The following is a 25,825-nucleotide window of genomic DNA, read 5'->3' as shown; positions in this document are numbered from 1 at the left end:
CCTGTCCTCTTTCTTCCAAAACGCTTATCGATTCTCTAAAATCTCCTGAGGTATCCTTTCCATCAGATCCCCCGCATACATCTCTCCGTATTTTCCTGCAAGATAAGTGCGGCACTGTTTCATATGATTTCTGCGGTGCTTTACTCCATGTGTATCACTGGCCACAATATCCGCCACGCCTTCTTTCAGCAGCGCTCTGCAGATCCCTTTACAACTCCAGCCGTGCTGTCCGATCACAGATCCTGCATTGATCTGGATCCGTCCCCCCAGCTCCCTGAGTTTTTTCAAAAATTCCGTATCCTTACAAACTCTGTGATAACGCTCAACATGCGCTACTACCGGGATGTAGCCATGAGCAGTCAGATTCCCGCAGCTTCTCCACAACTCTTCTTTTGTGATATCGTGAGAATACTCTACCAGAACATAATCCGACCCGGCCAGTGTGATACACCGTCCCTGTTGAAGATACACTAAGAGTCTGTCATCTCCATAGCATTCCATACCCGGAAATAACTCTATTCCCAGTCTGTCCCCTATTTCTTTCAGTCTATGAAACCGTGCTTTCATAGACTCCTGGCGGTATACGAACATTCCCTCCCGGTAATGCGGAGTACAGATTATCTTTTCAACTCCCTGTGCCTTTGCTTCCTGCAGCAGTTCCAGGGATTCCTGCCATGTTTTTGCGCCATCATCCACTCCGTATAGTAAATGGCAATGTATATCTATCATTTCATCCTCGTCTTTCCCGATCTGCCCGTTTCTTTCCCTTCTTCAAAATCATCAGACAAGAAAAGGGAACCTGTCGTTTTCCTGTTCCCTTTTCTTAGCAAGTTCTTCTATTATGTGGGTATTCTGTCATACGGGATTTTGCTTTATTCTATCTGATTTGCGTTTTTTAATCTGTTCGCCATCTTTGATGTCTCTGAAAACACTTACATCCGCTCTGTATCCGTCCTGTAAGTTTGTCATTTTATACCCTATTTTCTCCGGTGTCAAGGGTTTTTGCCCGCCTCTCCTTCGTTTTTATTACCTGGAGATGTCAATATCAAATAGAAATATTTTTTTAATTTTTTATCACCATAATTTCTCCAGACCTTTGTCTTCCTGATTTCCGGAAAATATACCAATATATAGGCAACAAAACAAAGCCAAGACCCCTCTTGACTTGCTGATCTACTATTCTCTACCCAGCCACCTTTCCCGGATCAAGCGGAAGAAAAGCGTGAAACTTCCTTTTCAAACATTTCATCCGCCGTCAGATACCCAAAAATCCGCCTAGGCTTTTTGTTGATCCATTCTTCTATCTCCGAAATCTGTTTTTTACTGTACCTTTTAATACTGGTATGCTTCGGAATCCTATAACGGATCAATCCATTGTTCCGTTCATTACTTCCCCTTTCATATGCTGCATATGGATGAGCGTAGTACACCTGAATGCTCCTGGACTTTTCCAACTCGTGCAGCCTCGAAAATTCCGAACCATTATCACTTGTGATCGTCTGAAAAATACTTTCTACATGCCCGGCTCTTTTAAATATGCGAGACAGCCCTTTTCTCACTTCCTCATTCGTTTTTCTTTTAATCTTTTCGATAAACTCCTTCCGTGTCTTTCTCTCCGTGAGTACAAGCAATGCTTCATCCTTTTCAATCTTTCCAATCACCAGATCAATTTCCCAATGTCCAAAGTCTGCACGCAAATTTACTTCCTCAGGTCTTTTTTCTATACTGGTTCCAAAAATCCGTTTCTGTGTCGGAATCACCACTTGCTTCTTTCTCCTGTAACGAACCCTCAAAGGCAGATCTATATTACGGACGTGTACCAACTGTTTTTCTATGTAAGAATAGAAAGTAGTCGTACATACCATTTCCTCCGGAGAAAACAATTTCAACTTCTTAGCTCTTCCAATAATTCCATCCACACTTTGCTTCTTTTCTAAAATTTCACGTTCAACATATGCTATAAACTTCTTACATTCTTTTCTATCACATCTGTACGGTTGCATGCACGCTTTTCTATTCTGCTCATACCTGTACTGTCCCGCTTCCGGAAAATATCGTTCTACTTCCTTATATCCCTTTTTTATCTGTTTTACCGTTCCTCTCTGAATCTCTGCTCGAATCGTAGACGCTGAACGTCCCAGTTTCTTTCCGATTGCATAATACGATGATCCCCTCTCATACATTTCTGCAATTCTTCCACGCTCAAAAGAGGACAAATGTTTAAATGTTCTCTTCTTTTTCATATCTCATTCCTATATTGATAATCTACTATCCTTTTCCTCTAAATCAAAAAAAGGGAGAACCTAACAGTTCCCCCTTAACCCACTCTTTAAATTACTTCTCCACATTCATAGACAGTCATAATACTTACATCAATGTCATCATTCCAATATACAGTCATGCCGTTATGAAAGAGTTTACCTTTCTTAAATAACTCCGGCTTATCGATTAACCTTTGAACAATTGGATGTCTGGGGATTAATCGCCTCATATCATATCGCCTTTTTTCTCCATCTGTAAAATCCACTTCCAACACTCCATCTCCAATCAATCTAAGATCCTTTCCCCTGTAAGACAACATACATATCCCTCCTTTTTATTTATATGGTTCTATTCTAATAAACTCCTGTGAATTCCAAATAAATAATAGCTCCTCCTGATGAAGCGATACCCACTCTTTTATAATTTCTTCTTTCTTTTTAGGCAAATTCCCCTCTACAAATTCTCCTGTCCTTATATCTATCATACAGGAATGTTCTCCGCTTACCACATGAATATGCGGCGGATTATGCTCCCTTTCAATAAAATTCATAGAAATCTTCATTCCTGCAAACATACTAATTACTGGCACTTTTCTTTCCTCCATTTTACCATAAGCTTCTATATTTGTCTTCATAAACTTTTACACCCTGAGGATTTCAAAAACCCCGTTTTTACCCCATATAAATTGACCGTTAAGCTCCATGTCTCGCCCCATAGATTCATAGTCAATATAGTCCCTTACTTCCTTAGGCACTTCTTCCAGAACTCCCTTTTCCTTAAGACAAAACTCAGCTAAATCACAGCTTTCATGTATTCCATCATAGAAAATTATATTCTCCACATTTTCTATGATTGCCTCCACATTTCCATAACGTCCCACTAACACTTTCACATCCTTTTGGAAATCTTCCGGCAGCTCCTCGAAACATGCCCACTCTTTATTCAATTCTTCCAAAGACATATACTCATCAACCGGAAACGGCAAATCTGAATCATGAATAGCGATCTCCGCTTCTCCATTGCGAAGATTTAACCGTGAATCTACCTCATCCGGATTCACCGGCATAGAAAACCAGCTTCCTAAATCCTTTCCTTCGGTATAAGCTTTTAAATTAACAATGTATACTCGTCCTTCCATTTCTGCTTCCTCCTATTTTAAAAATGGATTATCGGCAGCGTACTCTCCTTCTGCGTACCACATACGCTCTTCTAATGTCTCCAACTCATCTTCCACGTGTCCTAAATAAGAAAAAAGTGGGACGTCGGAATAGATCTTCCTGAACATAGAATCCTTCCGCATTTGACAAAATAGTTTCTCTGCTTCCGCTTTTCTGCGGAGCAATTTCTTTCTTCTGTCTCTGATCCACACCCACTCTTTCCGTTTTTCATCTAAATTTCTCATTGTTTCACGGTTCCCTTACGCTTACTGGCGATCCACGATTTTCCAGTTATCACCTTTTTTCAGTTTTAAGTGATATTGAAACGTCTGCAATACCTTTGAATCCTTTCTCTCATACGTCACAAATACTTCCACTTCTGCTTCTTTCTTATTTCCGGAAAGGATCGCCACAACAGGTTGATCCTTTAATTCAAAATTTGGATCTTCCATCCTGGGCATTACTCCCCCCTTCACATAATATTTCATTTCAGATGCTTTCAAAGACGGATAAACCTGGAAGAAATCCTTCAAAAATAAATGAATCTCTTTTTTCAAAGAATCTTCCACTGTCGGATCAGAGACTGCCTGCTTCGGAACATATGAGACAAATTTAGAAATATTCACCGGGACAGGAAGCCTGGTCACTTTCATTCCTTTTTTCTCGGCATGAATCACAACCTGATAGCATTCTTGCACTCTTTTCTTTTTAGACTGTGCAGTTTCCTCTTCTTCTGGCTGCTGTACCAACTGATATACCAGTTCTGCCGTAATAGCATAATCTCTCCCTAAACGCTTCACATTCCAGACCCTTACATCTTCTACTGTAGAAGCAAGCTTCTTTTCAGTCTGTCTGTTCATATCCATTCCGTAATCCAGAAGTGTTTCCGGCAAAAACTTGCCCAACTGCTTCTCTCGCTCTTCTACCGTTGTTTCTTCTGTCCAGGAAAAATACACCTTCAAAAAATCAGAAGCAAAATTTTCCAATGCATTCGTGTCCAGCAAGACTTCCTGAACCACTTCCTTTTCATGCACTGTATGACGATCAATTCCAGTAAAATTCTTATAAACTGCAAAAGCAAAACCGCAGCCAAACAACACCCATAAAAAAATGGCTCGGTATACTTTTCTACCAAGCCAACGATCAGATCTCTTTACAATCCCTTGTGATTCTTTCTTTTTTTTCCTTTTTTCCTCCTTTTTTCGTGTTCTCTCTTCTTGCTTTTGTTTTCTCTTCTGCTCTCTGGCAGAAACATACTTCTGATCAGAAATTTCCTGCGCCAACTGCACGTTTCCTGTTTCCTGTAAAATCTTCTCTTTTTTCTTTTCTTCTGCCTTTCTCTTCTCTTCTAAAAACACTTCAATCATCAGGTTTTTTTCTAAATCCAGTGTAACAGAGGCATAACCTAATACCTCCGCCATCTTTAAAATCTCCTCCGGCTCCATTTTTTCCAATTTACTTCGCAGCATCAAAATTTCCATAACATCATTCATCATACCATTCACTCCTTTTTCCGAATCTCTTTTCCAGCAATCTATTCCTGATAAGCAAACTCTACCGCCTGTATATCCTTATGAAATTTACTTTTAATATGCCGATAAGGCTTTGAAATATCCTCATGCTGGAAAGTCAAATAAACAGTTACAATGTCCCCTTCCAGCTCTATTCCCGTTACATAAACACTTTTACGATATTCTTTCTGATCTTCCAGCCACGCCATCAAAGTCAATTCATAAATCTTATATTCTTCTTTGGTCAACTGTTGCTTCAATTCCACCCGTTCGTGTATCTTTAATGTGTCCGGCTCATAGACTCCTTCATCATCAGCGATTCCACCTTCTTCCTTCGGTAATAATTCTTCCTCATCTGGAAGAGGAACCATTTCCTCTGCCTTTTCCTTACTCCACTTTTTCGAAGTAATTTCTTCCTTCAAAGCTGCTTCTGTCATCTTTGCCTCTTGTTTTTTTGTTATCTCTTTTCGCTTCTCCTTCACCTGTTCCTTCTTTACTGCTTTCCCACTATCTTCCGTTTTTTCAAAATAGTAAAAACACGCACAGCCAAGTAATGCAATCACACACGCCAAAATCCCGATCCATACTCTTCTTTTCTTATTCATGGGTACTCCTCCTAATATTCTGATGGAAACAAAATAGTTATCGTGCCTTCATCACGTTTGATCCACACCTCTTGATTCTGTTCATCCGCATAAGCCCCTAATGCAAACGCTGGTTCCGCATCATTTAATGCCCTATCTTCTCCACCTACATTTCCCCAGTCTCCATTTAAAAATCTTCTAAGGCTCTCCTGTACAAAATCAAAAAACTTATGGTCTTTCTCACAATGATAAGAAACCCCTCTTGTTAAAACTATCATTTTTCATTCCTCCTGGTTAATATCAGTCCATTAAATTAATCGGCATAACCCATCCAATCCAGCCAGTGTGTCCCTGGCACGTAGCGGTCTGCCAAGCCAAAAATTCCGACATGGTTTCTACAGCAAAATATCCTTTATTGTTCGCCACCATCCCATTCCCCAGATAAATTCCAACATGACCATAAATCGAACCCATCATACCCCATCCGGAACTGCACACCACTGCTCCTGGCGGAATATTTCCTTGATCCGTAGAACCCGTATATTTATAGTTATTCCACATATCAATCGCATTACCAGAGATGGAACCAAGCCCTGCTGCCTGATAGACGCCAGATACCCAGGCTGCACAATAATTTGCTGTACAAGGAAAAGCAGAACGATTCCCTCCGGCAATAGCCACCACTTGTTTCATCTTTTCAGTTATTTTTCCATTGTAAACAACATTGGCTGGAAAACCAGATCCACCCTCCTTCAGCTTCAGGAACTGTTCATACGTCAAGTTATCAAACTGATACAGATTATACTGTTCCATAATTTTCACATTATGTTCATAATATACCTGACTGGTTGCCCAGCTACTGGCAAAGGCTTTGCAATATTGGTTTGCCTGCTCTTTGGTATACTTCCCATCATTTAAATTTTTATACTGGTCACACGCTGCATAGTAACTAAGCGTTGTAATCATCAAGGCTCTATCATAAATACAGTCTTTATAACTTTTATATTCTGAAAAACCAGCCTGAATGGCATACATTCCACCTCCTGCCGCTTGTTCTTGTGTTCCCATGACAGCAACCCCTGAAACATAAGGACTTCCACTCCTTCCTTTTATTCCAAATAAGTTTTTATGATAATAAGCCAACCCAGACATTCCGGCGCCGTAACTTCCTGTGCTTTCCACGATCGCCTGAGATAACCCGGTGGATACTGGCACTCCATATTCTTTTTGCGTCCCGTAAAAAGCTTCCATCATCTCGTCCGTAATCCACGCCGGAAGGTTATATCCAGCCCACTCTGTACTTCCTCCTACCGTCTCTTCTTCCACAGATCCCGCAAGAAGTCCAACCAACAGAAATAAAACTAAAAATCCTGAGATCCATATTGTCCCTATTTTCTTGATCACTTAGGCTCCTCCCTTTTGCGTAACCACTCCTTAAAATTTTGCGCCTTCGATTGGAAAAAAGCCGGTTTCTCCTTTGATTGCATTTCCTCCCCGGAAAAAGTCACTGGCTCCTTTTCCATAAACACTTCCCGGAAAGATTCTTCACGCCAGGAAGCTGTCTGAACGTCTTCCCTTCCCTGTTCCTTTCCTCTTCTCCTGTGAAATGCTTCAGAAGAACCATCCCATTCTCCTTCCCGATAAGAGCTCTGATAAGACTTCTGATCTGTATATCCAGAATTTTCAAAGCCAGATTCTTTTTGTAACTCCGACATAGATTTTCTCCACGTTCCCTGATACTCCAGTCCATCTTCCTTCCGGGTTTTCTCATCAAATCCATCTTCCTGTCTATAAGAGCCTTGTTCCTTTGAATCTCTTTTGTATCGGTTTTGTCCTTTTTCTTTTAATTTTTCATATTTTAATCGTGTTCTCTGATCTAACACTCCTTCTTTCGCATAAGAATCCATCAGCACATCATTTTCTTTTTCTTTTCGTCCCTTTTCTACCTGATTCCGTACTCGATTGGTGATATCTTCTTTCTTATCCTGCACATGTCGATTCCTTCCCTCTTCCGTCAAGCTTTCCTTTGCATACTGCAACTTTCCTAAGGTATAGCCCCCTAAAGCTCCTCCGGCTCCAACAAAAATTTTCTTCATCTTTTCCTCCGGTTCTCTCAAGGATTGCCGAATTCCTTTAATATCTCTGACTCCCTCAGAAATGCCCACCAGTCTTAGCAGACTATCCACATTTTTAAAGACGTAATAAAATACACAGGCAATTACAATTTGCATTACTATTACTGGAACATTTAATTCCAAAGACACCTTATAAATTAATCCCACTACACAAAACAAAACCGTCAACAATACCACCAATCCTATTTTGATCAACAGATACATCACTGTATGTAGCAAGCTTTTTTTCAAAATGTGTTCTTTCTCCGGAAGCAAGGCTATAAAAAATGCAAATGGCAGTAGAAACGCACAGATCAAAAACATCACCTGCCCTAAAATCATCAAAATCGAAAAAAATCCTACAAAACACGCAATCACAATATTACTGATTAAGATAAAAAAGATTCCTCCAATCCTGCTATTATTTCCATTTTCTGTCATATAAGCCAGACGATCCTCTTCTACGTCCACTTCTATAATTTCTTTTACTTTTTCTTCCCTTTTTTTACTTCCAAAACTCCTAGATTCAATTTCCTTAATGATTCCTTCTCCGTACCGTTTTTCAATCTCTGCCTCATCTGCGGTTCCAAACTCAAGACATAACCAGGGCTTTCTTACTTGAACATCAAATAATAATTCACACATGGTTGCTGTAGCCAGATTCGTCTTCTTTTCATCAAGTTCTCTAGCTACACTTCCACCAGAATCATGTATTTCTTCCGTCTCTGTCTCCGGAGAGAGAAGGCTGCTGCTAACACTACTGATCGCCTGTGTCACTTCATTTACCCCATCATTGACGGCAGACAGATACTTCTTAGAATTTCCAGCAAATCCTATGCTAATTATAAGCACCAGCATAAACATTCCAATCCTCTTCCAAACTTCTGTATACTTCCGTTCTGCGATCCCTATAAACGCCACATAGACCCCTAGTGCAAGAACAGAAAAGCGAAACAGATTTCCAAACACACCGCCAAACAGTCCGTAACGATGAATCCCGAATAAATCTTCCAAAGATCCGGACACCACATCCAAAGAACGTTCCACCACATCAAAGCGTAGTCCCATGTCCAATAAATAGATTCCAAGTTTGCAGACTCCAACAGAGAAAAACCACAAAATATTCGCCAGCCCATAAAATGCCCCTGCCACTGCCTTCAGACTGCTGGCAAAACCTTTTTCTCCTTCAAAGCTATAATCCAAAGAGTAATTATCCATAGGATACTGTAAAAAGCGATAAACACTTTCCAGCTCCTGCTTATCTGGAAACAATCCTTGTGCATATGTGATCCGACCAAATAAGACAAGGCATAAAATAAAAAGAGTAACAAACATGGCTACCTTTTTCCCTCTTGAAATCTTCCTCCATCTCTTAACTCCTTTTCGCAGTCCACCTCCTATACTTCTCATTTTCGCCCTCCTTCCTGATCCTTCTGCCGATCTGTAGAAGTGTCAAACATTTCAAAAAATTCCCGAAACGTCATATCAAACTGTACCACGCCCACATGACCCCAAATATCTTTCATTAATGCTTCTCCACTTTTTAAATTCCGCAAAACAGACTGCAAAGAAGGATCCTTTGCATCCAACCCAAAATATTCCAATGTCCGCTCGATCTCATCGGAATCTTCCATGTGAAAGGCAAAACGCATACCGATGTTATTTTTAATATTCTTATCCCCCACATCATCAATTCCCTGTGAAGAAAAGTAAATTCCACTGTTTAGCGATCTTCCCATCCGAACACCTTTCTGATCCAGCGAAACACTATTTCTACCGCCAAAAATCGACCAGGATTCATCTGCTCCTAAAACCTTAAATATCGTTTTATCGGAAGACAAAAACTCCATTCCAAACGCCCCTATCACCTGCATACACGCAATAGAAAGAATATGTTCTGGTAAATATTCCCCCTCCGGAAGAGAAGAATCTGGAAGTGAAAGCCCAGATACCTGCAAAATATTAATCGCTTTATCTACCGTCATATCACGTCTGACAGATCTTCCGTCAGAAAACAAAAGCTTTGCGATTCCAAGCTTAGAAAAAGCCTCAATACTTTCTGCCAGATCTACCGCTATCTCTCCTCCGATCTGCTCCTTCAAAACTGGAATTACACAAGCCAGACCACGAAATTCCATATCACTTATCTTACGCACAGCTTTTTGCAAAATGGTAAACTCTTTTTTGTTTGCTGGCTTCACCCCCGTTAGGTAGCAAAGAAGATTTACCGCTGCCACTTCTGAATCTTCTTTTTGCTGCAACAACACATAAGGATCCAACCGGCCTCTATTACTTTCATCAGATTCCAGGTTAATCAAATTAATCTGCTCTTTGATCTCCGGAAAGGAATCTACCCAACCGGATCGCTCACTTTTTGGATCAATGATCAAAACCCTGCCGCCCATCATCCCGATCCACACCAAGATCAAGTTGGAAGACATAGACTTCCCCCATCCGGTAGCTCCCGTAAAGCTAACAGACATACTGTTTGTGGTAGCTCCCTTTGATTCTTTTCTGGCGGCTAGATCAGGACGGATATACACAGGCTTTCCGCTGGACACATCATAACCAATGTAAATCCCGGAATCATCTCCTAACTTTGTTGTCCCTCCAAATCCTAAAGCAGATAGAAAATCTGCCTTAGTCGGCTGAATATAATCTCTTCGCTTTACGCTGCCACAAGGAAAGATCTCTTCCAAAAATGGTTTGGAATCACCAAACGACCGGATCAGCTTCATCCCATAAGCGTCATAATAATCGATCAGCTCCACACAGCGCATATCTAATTCTTCCTGGCTCTCTGCCGCCACCCGAAACAGCATATTCACCTTATACATATTGCTCCGCTTATGCTTTAACTCTGCCTTCAGCACATCTGATTCTGCAACGGCAAAATACACATCATCATCTGCTTCTTCCCCGTTCTTATGTGCATTATCAATCTGATCCTTAAACTCCTTCTTTTTATTCTCCAAATCCTTCACTGCTTTTTTATGACCCACCACTTCTGCCCGAATAGAAACATCCACTGGAAAAGACAACTCCGATTTCTGGAAAAATAACACTTCGCAATCTGGAAACAACAAACTTTCCGTCATGGCTGCCAACGCTAAAAATGCCATATAGCAAGTTCCTTCCGGTCGATCTACTACCAGTTCTCTTCCCTTTTCTTCCATCTGGACACTACTCAGCCTTTTTATATCCACTTGTCGTTGGTAATAATCCCCCTTCCACTCCTTCAGCAGCATAGAATATTGATAGTCACCATAAGATATCCCTCTCATACCCAAAAGATGTTCTATGATATATCCATAATCAGAGGCATCAATCCTTTCCAAGCCGATCTTCCTTCCCAGACGTTTATACAGCACCTGTTCTGCCATTAAAAATTCTTTCATCTCTTTTCCCGGAATCATAAAATAGTCACCCATCAGCTCATACATCACAGAAGACTGGAAGCTTAAAAAATAACGCTGTAATTCCTCCACCATTCCCTTGAAGCTAAGATCCCTGGGAAGATCGATCCGCAGCCCGATATAATGCCCATAGTCTGTCTTATTCTTTCCATACTTCTTTTTCAGAACTTCGGTCTGAGAATCAATCAATCGTCTCGAAAATTCCTGAATCTCTCCTTTTACATAAGCTTTCCCTTTTTCCTGAATACTATCTATACTATCTTCTATGTAGATCTGTAGCATTTGAAAATCTGGCACATTACTTTGTTCTAGCACACGCTCCAATCGCTGTCTATTTGCTTCCTTTTGTCTGTCTGTGATATACGAATTATTCCATTCTCTTAATCTATAATAGGCATACACCCGATGATCTGCCGTAAATATCAAATTCTTATAAATATTTCTCACATCAAGTCCTGTTTTCATCTTCTTCTCCCTTTTCAAAAACAGAGAAGAAACCTTTAAGGCTTCTTCTCTGTCACATCTCTATCTTCCAATTCCTGACCATCTCTCAAAATCATTAAATATTCTTTATTCCAGTTCCATTTTCTTTTCCGGATTGTCTCACCGGCATACATGATTTTACTTCGCAAAAAATAACAAAATAGATCCCACAAAAAACAGTAAGGTCGTTTCTCATCAAACGTTTTCTTGTCCATCAAAAATGCAAATCCCACCGGAATCAACCCATACCGAATCACGATATTTGTATTGGCAAATGGGATATATTGTCCGAATAGAAACATCGGAAGCTCCATAAAGGCAGCTGCTCCCAGTGCCACAAAGGAAACCCGAAAGGATACATTTTTCCAAACGGGAAGATACATAGATCCCGTCACATTCCAAACCTCTTTATAATTCTTGATCTCCTTCAATCTGTGCCTCCTATAATCGTCCTGCCCAATTATCTGCAATCGACTTTAAAAGCTCCGGATGAAAAACAATAATCATAGCCAGGATACATACCACGGCAAAGATAATTCCTTCTGTCAGCTTCCGATCCTTTAAAATCCTAACCGCCTGCACCGCCACCAGACAATAAAGTACCGGCTCTATCAAATCTTTCACGATCTGCCAGGCTCCTTGTCCCGGATTTCCGGAACTGGCAAATGTGACTAGCGGAACGCTGCACCCCATCATGATTCCCAAAATTCCTAGCTTCCAATCTTTTTTAATTCCTGTCTCCCTCAACCCGTCTTTGCTTTCCCATCTTTTTTGATCCTTCCATTTCTTCACGTAATTTCTCCTCCAAATTTTCCTCATAATAATTTTTTGCTGCTTTTTGCCATCGGATTTCCTCTTCTGAATCTAGGATCCGATCCAATCTGGCATTGGTCTTTCCTTTCTCCAACTCTTCCTCCATCAAAAGCTTCCCTTTCTGATGAAGGCTCCGGATAGTTGGCATACACTGGTGCCTGACCCAGTAAAGAGATCTCTCTACCGATTGTTCCCGTGGCTGCATTTCCAACCGGATCTTATCTCTGTGTACCTGACTGATAAAGTGATTCCACATAGGATCCATCACCCAGTTACGCTTTTCCTTTCCTTCTTCTTTCACTAAAAATGCCAGGTAGTGATTAATCACACCAAAGCAAAGCCGCTCCAATCCATCCTCATCTTTTTGACAACTACGCATACTTTTTGCAAAGCTGGCAGCTCTTTCTTCAAATAACCGTATTTCAAATCGGTTTTTGATATAAGCCTCTTCCACTGGAATCTGATATTTTACAAACTGCTCATAATCCTTTTCGTAAATACAGAAATAAATTTCACTGTCTTTCGATCCTACATACAAGGTATCACCACTGCCTTCCTTCTCCCTCTTGATCGCACCACTACGGATAAACTCATAACTTCGGAATCTAGACACATAGGATCCATCCTCTAACAGCAATTTCATGTGATGAATATCCAAAATCCCATGATGGTCATTCACCGCAATATCCAGACGCTTATACACCCCATTGCACCTTTCAATTTTCCGGAACAGCTCATACCAAGTTCGTTCTGTCAGTTCCAAGTGATTCTCCATTCGTCTGCAAGCTTGTCCGGTCATTTCTAACAGAATCCCTAGCTCTTCTTTTGCAGATTCGCACAGCAAAATGCCACCATCCAGTCCATACTGATACACAGTTTCATAATTATTCCAACCATGTCCCAGCTTATCAAAATAAGAAAAGGGGATCTCTAAAATTTCCTCCGCAATATCCATTGCAATTCGTTCACTATCCGACGGGAATCTGACACGTAAATAATCAATCTGTAGTGACAATGCATGGTTCGGATTCAAACGAATCACAGCATCTTCTATGCTGTCTTTCATTTCTTTTTTTATACTACGCTTCCCGTTTAAAAGATCCGTTATATGTACCCGCGATACCCCAAGCGTCATCCCTAATCGGGAAACCGAAATGTGAAACTCCTTTAAAGTGTTGCGCACCATTTGATACCAATCTGCGCTAATCTCCTTCGGAAAAGCAATGGTTTCCCGAACCGGAATCTCCACGCCCATTGCTTCCGACTCTTTTCTTTCTTCCGCATACACACTTCTTCAACCTTTTCTTTTCGTTTTTTGATCCTCACTATGTTTTCAAAGCCGAACTTCTTCTGTCCCTCCTTTACTCTTTGCCGCCTACCGCGGGTCTAGCGCATGATCACTTCGTGATCATTTTGCTCTTCTTTCTTCTCTTTTTCCTGTTTAAATCCGGTTTTCTCCGTTATTTTTTTAATCTAAGATCTCCAAAATCTCCTAACAAAAACAGCTTAAAAAAAAGTGTAACATTTGACCCTCAATGTTACACTTTGAAAAACCCTTGCAAAGCCTTGTAAAATCTAGGGTTTCTCAGGTTTTGTGTTTACATTACTACCCCCCTGTTAGTGAACGGGGGTAAAGGTGTGCGAAAGGGGGCATTCGCCCCCTTTCGCAGGTAGCATTTCATGCCTGCGGCAGCCAAGCCTGACGGCTTTCTTGCCTGCGGCATTTCTGCCTACCTGATCACACACCAATTTTCAATCACACCACTTCTCCATCTGGCTGCGTAGACGATCCTCTACTTCCTGGCTAAGCCCACGTCCTGATTCATAGTCTGATAACCGCTGACGACTGATTCCCAGCTTTTTGGCACACTCTGATTGCGTCAGATGAAAAGACTCACGAAGGCTCTTTAAAGATCGCTCTGTTTCCCGAACAAATATAGAATTCTCATATCCAGCTTCATCATTCCGATCATCCGGCAACAAGCTGCTACTTTCTTCTAAACGAACATCTTTCTGTCTCTCCAAAGAATCCGAATAAATTCCCATATCCATTAAAATCCGCTGTGTCCGCTCACTTAAACGCAGCTCCTCCTCTGCTCCACGCTCCAATGTCCATAAGTCCTCCTGAAGAATAGGTGTCGTAGAACAAAACCCTAATTTCTTCATCTGTGCCAAAAAATCATATCCTTCCGGCACATAAGGCGCATAAAATTCATGCACAATCCCTAAATTACGATCAACATATCCCCGTCCCGGAATATCTCGGTTTAAAAATGTCTTTTTTACCTCCGATCCAAACACCATACTATAACCCATTTCAGAATTTCTTCCCAAAGCAATCCTAAGATGAAACTGATCACGCATACCATCCGCAAAATATTTAGCGTCTGGACGTTGACAGGCAAGGATTAAAAAATATCCCACCTGCCGACCCAACATAGCAATCTTTCGCAAATACGTCATGATCTTATCTGCTGTACTGTAACCCAGCATATCCATAAATGCCACATATTCATCAAACACTAAAAAGTGTGGCGAAAGTCCCACTGCCCGATAATTACATCCGGTATAATATCCTTCCATATGCTTATAGCGATCATAAGTGTCCAACATATCAAAATAAAATTGAATCACTTTAGAGATCATCTCCTCTTTCTTGCTATATACCTGAGGAATTACCTGTCCCAAATCAGACAAGTCCGCTCTTTTGGGATCCAACACTATAACTTCTGCTCCTGCCTTTAGCAAGCTTTCAATCAGTGTCAAAATAAGAAATGTCTTTCCACCTCCGGTTCCTCCGACTATCAAAGCATGAGGCTGCTTATCAAACTTCCATTCCACGCCTTCCATCAAAAGCAAAGAACCTTTCTGACACAAAACCTGCTCTATCCTGATCCGGCAGCGTTCCAACTGGTACAAAAACCGATAGCGGATATAGCGTTCACCTACTTCTATCCCCATTAATTCACACAGAATTCCTGTCTCCACCTTCTGCTGCAATGTCAAAAACTGGCTCTGATACCGCCCCATGGTATTTTCCACCATCAAAAATACCGTGCCTTGCTCCATGCGATAAAATATCCGAGGAAACCAGATGATCCGTTCTTTTCCCTGCTGGCTCCTGCGATCAAACCAACCATTTGTCACTATCATCCGGGACAACTGCTGCAAGTGAAATCTACGGCTATACCATCCAGGAAACAATCGATCAAACAAGATTTCCCAAATAATGCAACTGATTCCCCACACAATAGGAACTGCCAAAAATATCCACCAGGGAACTAATACATATTCCTGCCAGGAAACCTCTCCCCGAAGCAAAAATCCCTGCCAGTCCCCGGAAAAATAGATCCTCCTGGCAACTACCCAGCCATACCAAACAAGTAACAAACTCAGTGGCAGAAAAAAACGCAGGAGACGGAAAATCCAAAACAGATTCCTATGCCAATAACGAATTTTTTTTGCGTGAAAATATAGACAAATTGTTTCCCACATCTGCTACTTCCTCCTCCATCGTTTCCCAGCATATTCCTCCAGCATTCCTAATCTACGTCTCCATAATAGACGGACAAGTCATACTTTGATCGCCTCACATGCACCTTTTCATCTTTATGCTTGTAATGTTCTTTCATGCACCAGCTCCAAACCATGCCATCTTCAAAAGTCAAAGGCAGCTGCTCGACAAGACCTTTATAGTTCTTATCCTGATTCGCTGCCATCCGTTTCTTCAGGTATTTGACGGTCACCTCGATCTGATCTGCAATCTTTGCAGCTCGATCAGGAGCCTCTCGAATAATCCGGTTAAAATTAGACACCGATACTTTCCCGTCTACATGATCCGCAAACCGCAGTTCATTCAGTTCCTTTACTTCAAAATACTTTAAAATATCCTCTTCATTCAACGGAAATACCACATCCCGATAAATGTCTTCCTCTCTTCCCACCGTTCGCAATGTCCGAACAATCCGATCCACCATCATACTTTTTCCTCTTTTCTTTCTTCCGCATAAAACAATCCCTTCTAACGCAGCTCCTCTATTCCTTCTTCCCATCTTCCTTCTTGCCAAAACTGGGAACCGGCGGAACATTCTGCGTCGCTCCTCCTACTTCCAGAAGATCTTCCGCTTGAATGTAATTATTCGTATCCGACCCATACCCCCTTTTCGCAATAGGTAGGATATTTAACCCCTTCAGAACAACTGTTGCACCTTTCTTCAGATTTTTTTCTGCTACCTCCGGTGGAATCGTAACCTCAATCACTTCCCCCTGTCTTTCACTGATCAGCCGATACACTCTGCTTTTGATCTCATCTGTTTTTTCTCCCTTTTCATTGTCAAACACATTTCTTACTCCTTCATAGGACAAAAATTTCAACACTCCAAATGTTTTTTCGCAGTCATAAAAAATTGCCGTATGTTTTAATGCCATTTATTTACCCTCCTTATACCTTCAGATCAATTTGATCTGCATTAAATCTTGTCTGCACCGTCCGATTTCCATTCTGAAACTGACTGTCTACGCTAATAAAATCTACTATCGGATTGGAAAGTATCACTTCATCTCCCATCATCAGATTTTTAGGCTGAGAATCCTTTACAATCACTTCAATTTCCTCTCCTGTCTGCGTCTCTGACAACAAACGATACCGCCTTCCAATCACCACTGCATTTCCTCTACTGTTTCTTCTACGAATCGGTTCTGGATCCGATCCTAAAAATGTCAAAACTCCAAAACTTTTTTCCATATCCGGGACAGCACCCTTTGGTAAATTATTCATACACATCTTCTCCTTTTACATTTTTATTTGTTTATCCTGATTTTCTTACTTCTTGTTTTCTATAAAAACTTAAAAAGTTACTTTTCGGGACAATTCCTCTAAAAAGTAACTCTACTTTTACAAACTTATCCTATCGAAACACCTGAAAATCTGTCTACTGCATAGTCTCTCCTTCCACGGCTTTCCTTTCTTTCCTTTTCCGATACAGCACCACTCCCAATATTCCTGCCGCTGTCAAAAACGACAAAGCAAACGGCAATACCTTTACAGCATCCCCTGTTTTCACAGAAAACAACCGTTCTTTTACATATAGTGTCTGATCTTCATTTTCCAAATTTTCTTCCGACACAATCAGATCTCCCTTGCTGTCATATGCATACTCAAAAATAACAAATTTCCTTCCGGCAAGCGAGGCAGCGTCAATTTCAAACGGTACGTCAATCTCTCCTTCTGAAGATTCGATTAAAACTTCTTTTTTCTTCCGGATCTCTTTCCCATCAATCAATAATGGCTTTTTTGTTTCCGGATCCATCAACACCGCTTCAAAGGTCACTGTCTGATCCAAATAGGTATGTCCCCAGAACTTTACCCGATCAAAAAACTTCTGATGATTCGCTGCTGTCAGCTCTTTTCCGCCAAACTCATTGACCGCTGTAGTATGGATCTTCATTTTGTTCGGCTTCTCCTCATCATTTGTAATAGTTCCCAGATTAACCACCGTCTTATTTTTCCGGATCACAATCTCTACGTCCCGAATCATCTTTTTTCCCTTATTATATTTTCCGGGAAGCTCATTCAATACATACGTATCATACAGCAACGCTCCCACTTCATCATTCGGATCGGAACTTCCAAACCACACACCATCTTCACTGGTTTCTCCCCGGTTTGTATGCTGCGTATGAGGATTCCACTGTGCTTCCGTAGAAAAATATCCATTTTCATCCGTCACAACTACATGGGACTCTCCCGTTGTCTTAGACGTAATAGAAAAAGCAACTCCTGCCATCCGCTTCAGACTTCCATCTTCCACCTTGATCCCTTCCAGATCTCCTCGGATCGGCTGATTCTGAATCGTCCCTTCCTTATCCGTCAGATCTACTATCACACCCTCTTTCCGGATCTTAAAAGATCGTTCCAAAACACCCTTCTTGAGATACCCTTTCGGTGCTTCCTTCTCCCGGATTACATAATCTCCATACGGTAGCTGATCAGAAGCGGTAGCTGCAAACCCATTTTGATCCGTCTGGATTGTATATACCACTTCTCCCGGCTGATATACTATATCATTCACCTTCACAGTCTGATCGCTCTGATTCACGATCTCAAATACCGCTCCTTCCAGCGTGGCAGCTCCCTGTGGTTTCCCCTTCTGTGTTTCCTGATCCCACTTGGCAATCTGAACACCGCCACGGATCACCTCTTCCTGAATCACGGGACGATCATAGGTTTCTACCGACTCCACATTTCCATCTTCTCTTACCTGACGTACATACACGGTGGAATCATTCAACAGATACCCTTTCGGTGGCTCAATCTCCTGAATCGTAACTGTTCCAAGAGGTAAAGTAACTCTTCCGGCACTATCCAAATAAAATTCATCTCCAGAAATCACATACTTCTTTTCCATTTGTGCAAATCCGTTTTCATTCGTTGATAACACCCACTGCCGCTCTGCCTGGATTCCCTGCTCTGCTGGATCCGTGTCATATAACCCTTTATAGTACTTAATTTGAAACTTTGCCCCAGCAAGAGAAGCACTTCCCTGCGGCAGATTTTGTGTCGTTTCCAAATCAATTTTTCCAACCCACACGATAGCCGGGTCATTTTGTGGAACATCCTTTACCACATCTCCATTCACCCAGGTCACCGCCTTTGAGGAAATAGACACAACATAGCTCTTTTGATCTAAGGCATATCCCTTCGGAGCCTGTATTTCCTTTACCAGATAATTCCCCACTTTAAGTGACAGCGGTGTAGTCTCGCCTTCCCGATCTGTTATAAACTCTCCTACCTCCGTCACTCCATCCATCAAGTAGACCTTATACACCGCTCCTTCCAAAGAATAGCAATTATTTCCCTCTGTCATACCAGGATCTGCGGACACCTTTTTTAACCGCAGCTCCCCTCTAGGTGACTCCTGTACCCATACGATATCCTGTAGATTATTGAGAGCCACATAACATTCATAATCACTTAAAGCAGCACTGGTGCCATCTTCAAACAAAACTTGATTCGCAGCAATCTGATTCCGGATATATTTACCAATTGAACCATTCAAAAAATTTGAAATATTCTGTACATCCCCAGAAGACAATCCTGTGGTCTGTCCAACATATATGTATCCTATAATTGCATGAAGAGATGCATAATATGACGTATGCCCCAGGTTAAATGTGCTAGGGTCTTTTATGTACTTTATCAAACACCATTTGATTAAATCATTGTTCAAAATAGACGCACTAAAATTTCCGCTAGGCGTTCCTGAATTTGGTTCCGCACAAAATCCTACAAAACTTCCTTCCGGAGTAGTCACCGTAAATCGATTGGTAAACCAGGAGCCATACGCTTCAGATCCTCCCGGTGTCACTCTCACCGTATCTCCTGCACTCCTAAGCCGACTTTTTTTCTTCAAAACATCTTTTCGCCCATTTCCCACATACGATTCCAAACCTTTTGGAATCTCCACTCCTCCGATAGAAACCGTATCCGTTTCACTGGCAAATACGTTCCCTGCAAAAGATGATGTAAAAAGCACCACCGACAACATCAGTGCTGCTAACCGTTTCCATTGTTTCACTTTTCTTCCTCCATTCACTTATCTAGGATCTACTTTTTTATCTTTTTAACTTAACAGCTCATACAATCGTTTTTCTAACACACCATTCATTGCTTCCCGTAAAATCATAAGCGCATACAATAATGACTTCGCTTCCTCTCTTTTTTCCCCTTCTCCGGCTTCACTAAACCTTCGCAACTGCCCTTCATACACCAGCAACTTCTGAAACAACTGTACACTTTTCCATAACTCAATCTCTTCTTCAGAACCAAGTAATTCCAATACATCCACTTCAAAAATCCTTTGCAATCGCTCCACCATAGAAAAATGAGGATATACACGTCCTTTTTCTAAGCTACAAAGCGTAGAAGGTGATCTCTCCAAAAGCAGAGCCAGATCCTTTTGTTCCATTCCCTTTTTTTCTCTCAATCTTACAACATTTCTACCTAAATACTCCAATAATTCCATGATGTCCAACTACCTTTCTCTGCTTTTCTCCATCAAAAAAGGAACAGCTCTTTCTGTTCCTTTTTGACATATTCATGAATTATTTATAATACCCTTCTTTTACTAATTTGTTCTCTACCCAGGCAGCTTTATCTACCACCCAAACCTGCTCCGTCACAGCAGGAACCGTGTACGTTTCCCATAACGGTTGTGTAGAATATGACGTTACATTGGAACCTCTTCCTTTAGACTGCGCATACTCACCCCACTGTAATACAGCGTCTTCCCCGTAAAAAGTTGCCCCGTCACTAGACAATACATAAGTTCCTACCTGTCTTTGTGTTTCATATGCCGGAACGATCACCTTCGTCTCATAATGTCCCTCTTCCGGATGAGTAATGGTTTCATATACCGGAGGTACCCATTCCCTTTTCTTTTCCTCTTTGGAAGTAGTCGCTGCTGAAGCCACCTTCTTTTCTTCCTGCTTCTTTGCTGTTTCCGCTTTAGAAGATCGACTATCCTCTTTTGCTTCTGAAGAATCATCCTTTTGGGCTTTCTTTTTAGAATCCGTTTCTTTTTCGGCTTCCGATCCTGTTTTCTGCTCTGTGTCCTTGTTCTCCTTCTTTTCGTTTATCTCTTTTGGCTCATCTGTCTTTTTCACGCTGTTCTTTTTTTGATCAGACGCCTTCTTTTCCGTCTGTTTCTTATCCAACGCCATCTTCTTTTCTTCCGAAAATCCTTCTGTCTCAAAACCAGAAGCCGCATACACTCCATAACCGCCACATAAAAGCACAAGAAAAAAGGCTCCTATGACAGCTCCTTTTCGTTTCTTAGAATACCCCTTCCAAGTCTCCAAAACCTTAGATAATTGACCTTTCACTTTAAGATCACCTTTCCTTTCCCACTCATGGTTCACTCGTCCTCTTTCCTCGCCATTATCCTACCAAATCCAGCGATAATTCGCAAGTTTCTTTCAGGATTTTCCCCGGCAACCCGTTCCATCCCACAAAGCACATTTATTCTTTACACACCGCAAAAAAAACTGCGTCATTACTCCGTTTCCCCGTGAAATAGTTTTCACCTTGTACGGACATAAAAGTTCATCTTTTCGCCATTCTTTTTTCTTTCGTTCGTTGTAAACATAACCCATGCTTTCTTTCCACTTCAAAAATATCTCATACACAAGATCAGGAACATCCCTTTCTCCTTTTTCATATCTTCGATAGCTTCTTTCTCCAATATGCAAAATCTCTGCCATCTGACTTTGTGTAAGTCCCTTTTCTTTCCTACACGCCAACAATTCAGCTGCTTTTTTCTCCATTATTTCCTCCACAATTGGTTTTTCTCTACTCTTCCAAAAAAGATTCTATATATCTATAGTTCTCTTCATTCAGACTTAATCCATCACCTACATCTACCCGGATTTTCTCCATCACCTCTTCATTTTCCAGACGTTCAAAATAGAATTTAAAGTATCCAACATACTCCGTTATATCATGGTCATAGGAATCAAAATATGCTTCCTGATCCCTCTTAATACCACTAATCAAGTAGTCCAGGTATCTAATACGTTCCAATATATCCTTTGTAACATTCTTCCCTCTAAAAGACGGGATTTCAATCCCAACCTTTTCAAGGTGTCCTGTTTCATTGAACTCTATCTTCCATTGACTTTTTGCCATTTCTTCTTTCCTTCATTAAAGCCTTTTCTCTTTTACATCAAAAAATCCTTTAGCCATTGCTCTTCAAAAGATTTATCCTCCACTCCGATTTTAACGGTTTCCGCAAACTCATAGCCACAATCCTCTGAACAATCAGTCCAATCTTCATCATCCTCACATTTACAGCGATACAATGCATATTCCTCTATGCAAATATGATCCAAATTGCTTAAATTATACATACATTTATGCTTCGCCAATTCTTCCCTTGCAGCTGCTTCTTCACTGGCATTCCATCTCATCAGCTCTTCAGGATCTGACAGATCCCCTAAGATCGTATTGTACTGCTCAAGCTTTTTAAATTCAGATAACGTTACATATCGTTTTCCTCTAAGTAAAAAAATCGTGTTATACAACATAATTATTTTCTCCTTAAAGATCTGTTGTAAAAAAAGAGGAGCGCTTTGCCCCTCTTGTTATAGCTTCTGTCATTTTTTTGTAGTGGTTCTCTATGGTAGTTCCTGCAATCCTTTCGGTAATACGTTACGCATAAATGGTCTATTGCTTACCATCTATATATCACCCATAGCACTATCATTCTGTTATCAAAGAACGATAGATTTCACTCTTCTCAAAAAAAATGAAATCGTAAAAACTATTTAAGTCCTTACGATTTCATTCTAAAACCAACACGTTTTTATTACCCACCCTAAAAGTAGGTAATAAAGGTCAATTCTGCGCCTGGTTTTTCTTGATGTTTTTTACTGTCATCTGTGCCCCACAAACGGATGAAATCGGAACTGCTGCCAGGCAGGCGATCCCCCCAAACAACATCACCGACAGATCCTGAAACAAAAATTTAGAGTTCAAGATCGTCTCCACTGTATATTTCCCGGTCTTGATATAGGCAAACAGTAGCAGCGATCCTCCCAGATAGGCAAACAGCAACGTATTGACTGTGGTGCCCGTAATCTCTTTCCCGATCCGCATTCCTGAAAAAAACAGCTCCTGTCTGGTAAGCTCCGGTCTGTGGACCGCCACCTCATGCACTGAAGATGTAATAGAAAGCGCCGTATCAAGAACGGCTCCCAGCACGCTTAGCAGGTTGATGCAGACTGCGATAGAAAGCATACGGATCCGCAGATCCACATTATAATAATACATCACATCCTCCTGTATCGCCTGGATCTCATTCAGTCCGCCCCCGTTCGTTTTCCATACCACCAGATACACTGCCGGAAGCAACAGCAGCATGACTGCCGCCGTAGCTAAAAATGCCGCTCCTGTTTTCTTATTTTTTCCATTTTGTTTGATCAGCGTCAGGTAACTGATCACGGTCCCTGCCAGAAAGGTAAGAAGGATCGGCGGAAATCCTCCCGCCAACAGAAAGATCGTCACTGCCAGTACGAAAATATTCCCCGCCAGGGTCAAAATAGAAGAGGCCCCTCTCTCTCCACCTACCGCCAAAAGCAGTACAAAAAGCACAAGTGCTAATATCCCGATCATCCACTCTTCCTCCTTCCTCCTGCTTTCATAAATATAGAAGCCACCAGGATAGAAACCGGAATGGTCAAGACGATCCCGATGCTTTCTATGAGGAATCGGCAGATCTCGTAGGGAATATGCAGTTTCACGATCGTCAGGAATCCCACTTCATTATTTATGCGTATTAAAAAGGTCGGGATCAGACCACAGCCAAACACAAACAACAGTACGTTCATCATGGTTCCCATAATATCATACCCGATCTCTCTTCCAGACCGAAACAGCTGTCCAAACGACACGTCCGGCTTCTTTTGGACGATCTCCCCCAATGCACTGGAAATAGTCACCGCCACATCCATGATGGCCCCCAATCCCGCCAGCATGATCTCTGCCCGAAACAGATGGTCCGGATCGTCCAGGCTGCCCAAATATTCCATCGCAGAATAGTCGAAGCCTTCTGTATGCGCCGATACCAGATCAAACAGTCCCATGATGCACCCTAGCACGCAGAGCACAGAAAGAAGCGCCGCCCATGTTCTTTTGTGGCATCCGTTCAGGATCAGCAGCGTTATCGCTGCAAACAAAACGGCCATCAAATTACAGATCAGCAGGATATCTCTCCCCTTCAGATACTGTGAAAATCCCACTCCAAATATCAGAGCATTTCCCAGAAGAGTGGCGATCGTAAGGATTCCGCTTTTTCCTGAAACCAGGATCAGAAAAAGGAGTAATCCCCCTGCCAGACCCACCAGGTATACATCCCTTTTTAACACCTTTACTGTGCCGGACATGGAGGATGTATTCAGTCCTATCAGGATCTGATCCCCTTTCCGAAATTTCTGCGTCAACACATTGGAGTAAGTGTATTGATTTTTCAGGATAACACTTTTTCCTTTCTTTTCTCCATTTAGCAGGATTCCTTTCAGTTTTTGCCTGTAATGCTGTTCCTTTCCTCCCCGTGCTGACTCCGAAACGCCGTCTTTTTTTGTCTGTACTTCCGTGATCCTTACGATCGGCGTCTGGTACAGCCAGGCATCATTTGCTGTAAACACCAACGCAGCCAGATAGATCAGAAGAAAGCAGCCCCAATATCTTCTTTTTTTTGCCGGGAAGAAAATCTGTCCCAGCTCTCTGAAATATTCCCGTATTTTGCGCTCCATTTCCTGCCTTTCCTAATTTATCAAAACTTCCTCTGCCTTGACTGATGCTTGCCCTTACAGAAGAAAAAAGCAGTATGACGGCCGTTTTCCTGAAAGCAAGCCTGTCATCCTCCTTTTTTCTCCCGGGAGCCGCTAAAACTCCCCGTCTTCTTCCAGCAGGTGTACACCTGCCATCAGTTCCTCTTCAAATGCCTCTCTGTGATGCCTGGTAAATAGTCCGGGACCTCCTCCTGTATGAAGAAATATAATCGTTTCTCCGTTCTTTATCTTTCCTTCCCGGATCATTTCCAGGATCCCCGCAAAACACTTTCCCGTATAACAGGGATCCAAAAAGATCCCTTCCTTTCTTGCCATATAGTACACGGCTTCTCTTACTTCCCGGGAAGGCTGATTATATCCTCCCCTGACATATCCCTTTTCTATATGGAACTCCGGAAGATCTCCTGTCTCTTTTCCCAGAAGTGTTTTTACCCTTTTGTATAGGGCTCCCACTTCTTTATCTTTTTCCTCGTCAAACGGCATAATGGCGACTCCGGTCAAATGCAGGGAATTCTCCACCTCCTGCAGGCCACAGTAAAGTCCCATGTAAGTGCCTACGCTTCCCACACTGCAGAACAGCCGGGCATTTTCAAACTCTTTTCCTTTCGTCTGGGCTGCGATCTCTTTGGCACATTCATAGTACCCCAATGATCCCACTTCGTCCGAGCCTCCCATCGGAGTGTAGTAAACCCGTTCTCCCTGCTCCTCATATCGGCTGCAGACCTGTTTGATCAGTTCTTTATACTGCTCTTCTATCGGCCGTCCATTCGGTTTTTTGATGATCACTTCTGCTCCCAGGATCCTGTCCAAAAGCAGGTTGGCAGAAAGCTCTCCCGGATATTCCCCGATACATACGATCGCACATTTCATCCCGTATTTGGCTGCCGCTACCGCCGTCAAACGCCCATGGTTTGTCTGGACTGCGCCTCTTGTGATGATCATGGTGGCATTTTGATTTCTGGCATCTTTCAGGATGTATTCCAGTTTTCGCAGCTTGTTTCCTCCAAATCCCAGATTCGTCACGTCATCTCTCTTGATATAGAAGTGTACTCCCTGTTCCTTTGATATCGTTTCCAGATATTCCAATGGTGTAGGAAGATTCAAAAAGCTTTCTTTTCTGTTTGTCCAGTCCATAAC

The 25,825-nt window shown here is 41.8% G+C and carries 27 protein-coding genes; all 27 read right to left on the bottom strand.

Features of this window, described 5'->3' with window-relative positions:
- Nucleotides 1–24 precede the first annotated feature (24 nt).
- A complete protein-coding gene (locus FYJ34_RS06810) occupies nucleotides 25–729 on the bottom strand; it encodes a tyrosine-protein phosphatase (RefSeq protein WP_154477232.1) in 705 nt (234 codons plus the stop codon).
- Between the two features lie 476 nt (nucleotides 730–1,205).
- Nucleotides 1,206–2,243 (bottom strand): IS30 family transposase, encoded by a 1,038-nt coding sequence (locus tag FYJ34_RS06805; RefSeq protein WP_154475365.1) that lies wholly within the window; start codon nucleotides 2,241–2,243, stop codon nucleotides 1,206–1,208.
- Between the two features lie 86 nt (nucleotides 2,244–2,329).
- Entirely contained in the window at nucleotides 2,330–2,581 is a 252-nt protein-coding gene (locus FYJ34_RS06800; protein WP_154475363.1) for a DUF2442 domain-containing protein, read from the bottom strand.
- A gap of 15 nt (nucleotides 2,582–2,596) precedes the next feature.
- Nucleotides 2,597–2,896, bottom strand: a complete 300-nt coding sequence (locus tag FYJ34_RS06795) for a DUF4160 domain-containing protein (RefSeq protein WP_235899157.1) — start codon at nucleotides 2,894–2,896, stop codon at nucleotides 2,597–2,599.
- 6 nt (nucleotides 2,897–2,902) lie between these two features.
- Nucleotides 2,903–3,400 (bottom strand): antirestriction protein ArdA, encoded by a 498-nt coding sequence (locus tag FYJ34_RS06790; RefSeq protein ID WP_154475361.1) that lies wholly within the window; start codon nucleotides 3,398–3,400, stop codon nucleotides 2,903–2,905.
- Between the two features lie 285 nt (nucleotides 3,401–3,685).
- Nucleotides 3,686–4,915, bottom strand: coding sequence for a conjugal transfer protein (locus FYJ34_RS06785; RefSeq protein WP_154477230.1), 1,230 nt, complete (start codon nucleotides 4,913–4,915; stop codon nucleotides 3,686–3,688).
- A 38-nt stretch (nucleotides 4,916–4,953) separates the two neighbouring features.
- Nucleotides 4,954–5,535: a hypothetical protein gene (locus FYJ34_RS06780; RefSeq protein WP_154477228.1), complete on the bottom strand. Its 582-nt coding sequence runs from the start codon at nucleotides 5,533–5,535 to the stop codon at nucleotides 4,954–4,956.
- An 11-nt stretch (nucleotides 5,536–5,546) separates the two neighbouring features.
- Nucleotides 5,547–5,792, bottom strand: a complete 246-nt coding sequence (locus FYJ34_RS06775) for a hypothetical protein (RefSeq protein WP_154475353.1) — start codon at nucleotides 5,790–5,792, stop codon at nucleotides 5,547–5,549.
- 22 nt (nucleotides 5,793–5,814) lie between these two features.
- Nucleotides 5,815–6,918, bottom strand: a complete 1,104-nt coding sequence (locus tag FYJ34_RS06770) for a glucosaminidase domain-containing protein (protein ID WP_154477226.1) — start codon at nucleotides 6,916–6,918, stop codon at nucleotides 5,815–5,817.
- Nucleotides 6,915–9,038 carry a CD3337/EF1877 family mobilome membrane protein gene (locus tag FYJ34_RS06765; protein WP_154477224.1) on the bottom strand — a complete coding sequence of 708 codons (2,124 nt, stop codon included), beginning with the start codon at nucleotides 9,036–9,038 and terminating at the stop codon, nucleotides 6,915–6,917. Before FYJ34_RS06765 ends, FYJ34_RS06770 begins: the two co-directional genes overlap by 4 nt.
- Nucleotides 9,035–11,509, bottom strand: a complete 2,475-nt coding sequence (locus FYJ34_RS06760; protein WP_154477222.1) for an ATP-binding protein — start codon at nucleotides 11,507–11,509, stop codon at nucleotides 9,035–9,037. The genes FYJ34_RS06765 and FYJ34_RS06760 overlap by 4 nt, the downstream gene beginning before the upstream one ends.
- Before the next feature lie 35 nt (nucleotides 11,510–11,544).
- The gene (locus tag FYJ34_RS06755) at nucleotides 11,545–11,958 is read right to left on the bottom strand and encodes a TcpE family conjugal transfer membrane protein (protein WP_154477220.1); all 414 of its coding nucleotides are present in this window, start codon (nucleotides 11,956–11,958) and stop codon (nucleotides 11,545–11,547) included.
- A 10-nt stretch (nucleotides 11,959–11,968) separates the two neighbouring features.
- On the bottom strand, nucleotides 11,969–12,232 hold the full coding sequence (locus FYJ34_RS06750) for a hypothetical protein (protein WP_154477218.1): 264 nt from the start codon (nucleotides 12,230–12,232) through the stop codon (nucleotides 11,969–11,971).
- Nucleotides 12,233–12,254: 22 nt separating this feature from the next.
- Entirely contained in the window at nucleotides 12,255–13,628 is a 1,374-nt protein-coding gene (locus tag FYJ34_RS06745; protein WP_154477216.1) for a replication initiation factor domain-containing protein, read from the bottom strand.
- Between the two features lie 464 nt (nucleotides 13,629–14,092).
- Nucleotides 14,093–15,493, bottom strand: coding sequence for a helix-turn-helix domain-containing protein (locus FYJ34_RS06740; protein ID WP_173017069.1), 1,401 nt, complete (start codon nucleotides 15,491–15,493; stop codon nucleotides 14,093–14,095).
- Between the two features lie 389 nt (nucleotides 15,494–15,882).
- The gene (locus FYJ34_RS06735; RefSeq protein ID WP_154477212.1) at nucleotides 15,883–16,320 is read right to left on the bottom strand and encodes a hypothetical protein; all 438 of its coding nucleotides are present in this window, start codon (nucleotides 16,318–16,320) and stop codon (nucleotides 15,883–15,885) included.
- A 55-nt stretch (nucleotides 16,321–16,375) separates the two neighbouring features.
- The gene (locus FYJ34_RS06730; protein ID WP_154477210.1) at nucleotides 16,376–16,768 is read right to left on the bottom strand and encodes a DUF961 family protein; all 393 of its coding nucleotides are present in this window, start codon (nucleotides 16,766–16,768) and stop codon (nucleotides 16,376–16,378) included.
- Nucleotides 16,769–16,781: 13 nt separating this feature from the next.
- Entirely contained in the window at nucleotides 16,782–17,117 is a 336-nt protein-coding gene (locus FYJ34_RS06725; protein WP_173017068.1) for a DUF961 family protein, read from the bottom strand.
- Between the two features lie 154 nt (nucleotides 17,118–17,271).
- On the bottom strand, nucleotides 17,272–19,917 hold the full coding sequence (locus tag FYJ34_RS06720) for a SpaA isopeptide-forming pilin-related protein (protein ID WP_154477207.1): 2,646 nt from the start codon (nucleotides 19,915–19,917) through the stop codon (nucleotides 17,272–17,274).
- A 45-nt stretch (nucleotides 19,918–19,962) separates the two neighbouring features.
- Nucleotides 19,963–20,364 (bottom strand): helix-turn-helix domain-containing protein, encoded by a 402-nt coding sequence (locus FYJ34_RS06715; RefSeq protein ID WP_154477205.1) that lies wholly within the window; start codon nucleotides 20,362–20,364, stop codon nucleotides 19,963–19,965.
- A 79-nt stretch (nucleotides 20,365–20,443) separates the two neighbouring features.
- Nucleotides 20,444–21,223 carry a hypothetical protein gene (locus FYJ34_RS06710; RefSeq protein WP_154477204.1) on the bottom strand — a complete coding sequence of 260 codons (780 nt, stop codon included), beginning with the start codon at nucleotides 21,221–21,223 and terminating at the stop codon, nucleotides 20,444–20,446.
- A gap of 93 nt (nucleotides 21,224–21,316) precedes the next feature.
- Nucleotides 21,317–21,664, bottom strand: a complete 348-nt coding sequence (locus tag FYJ34_RS06705) for a helix-turn-helix domain-containing protein (protein ID WP_154477202.1) — start codon at nucleotides 21,662–21,664, stop codon at nucleotides 21,317–21,319.
- A gap of 25 nt (nucleotides 21,665–21,689) precedes the next feature.
- The gene (locus FYJ34_RS06700; RefSeq protein ID WP_154477200.1) at nucleotides 21,690–22,025 is read right to left on the bottom strand and encodes a hypothetical protein; all 336 of its coding nucleotides are present in this window, start codon (nucleotides 22,023–22,025) and stop codon (nucleotides 21,690–21,692) included.
- 32 nt (nucleotides 22,026–22,057) lie between these two features.
- Nucleotides 22,058–22,423 (bottom strand): hypothetical protein, encoded by a 366-nt coding sequence (locus tag FYJ34_RS06695; RefSeq protein WP_154477199.1) that lies wholly within the window; start codon nucleotides 22,421–22,423, stop codon nucleotides 22,058–22,060.
- Between the two features lie 310 nt (nucleotides 22,424–22,733).
- On the bottom strand, nucleotides 22,734–23,510 hold the full coding sequence (locus FYJ34_RS06690; RefSeq protein ID WP_154477197.1) for a YibE/F family protein: 777 nt from the start codon (nucleotides 23,508–23,510) through the stop codon (nucleotides 22,734–22,736).
- Nucleotides 23,507–24,649 (bottom strand): YibE/F family protein, encoded by a 1,143-nt coding sequence (locus FYJ34_RS06685; RefSeq protein ID WP_154477195.1) that lies wholly within the window; start codon nucleotides 24,647–24,649, stop codon nucleotides 23,507–23,509. Before FYJ34_RS06685 ends, FYJ34_RS06690 begins: the two co-directional genes overlap by 4 nt.
- Before the next feature lie 132 nt (nucleotides 24,650–24,781).
- Entirely contained in the window at nucleotides 24,782–25,822 is a 1,041-nt protein-coding gene (locus tag FYJ34_RS06680; RefSeq protein ID WP_154477193.1) for a 1-aminocyclopropane-1-carboxylate deaminase/D-cysteine desulfhydrase, read from the bottom strand.
- Nucleotides 25,823–25,825 lie beyond the last annotated feature (3 nt).

This window comes from Suipraeoptans intestinalis, from assembly GCF_009696485.1.
Classification (GTDB): domain Bacteria; phylum Bacillota; class Clostridia; order Lachnospirales; family Lachnospiraceae; genus Suipraeoptans; species Suipraeoptans intestinalis.
This window is presented reverse-complemented; position numbering and strand designations above follow the sequence as displayed.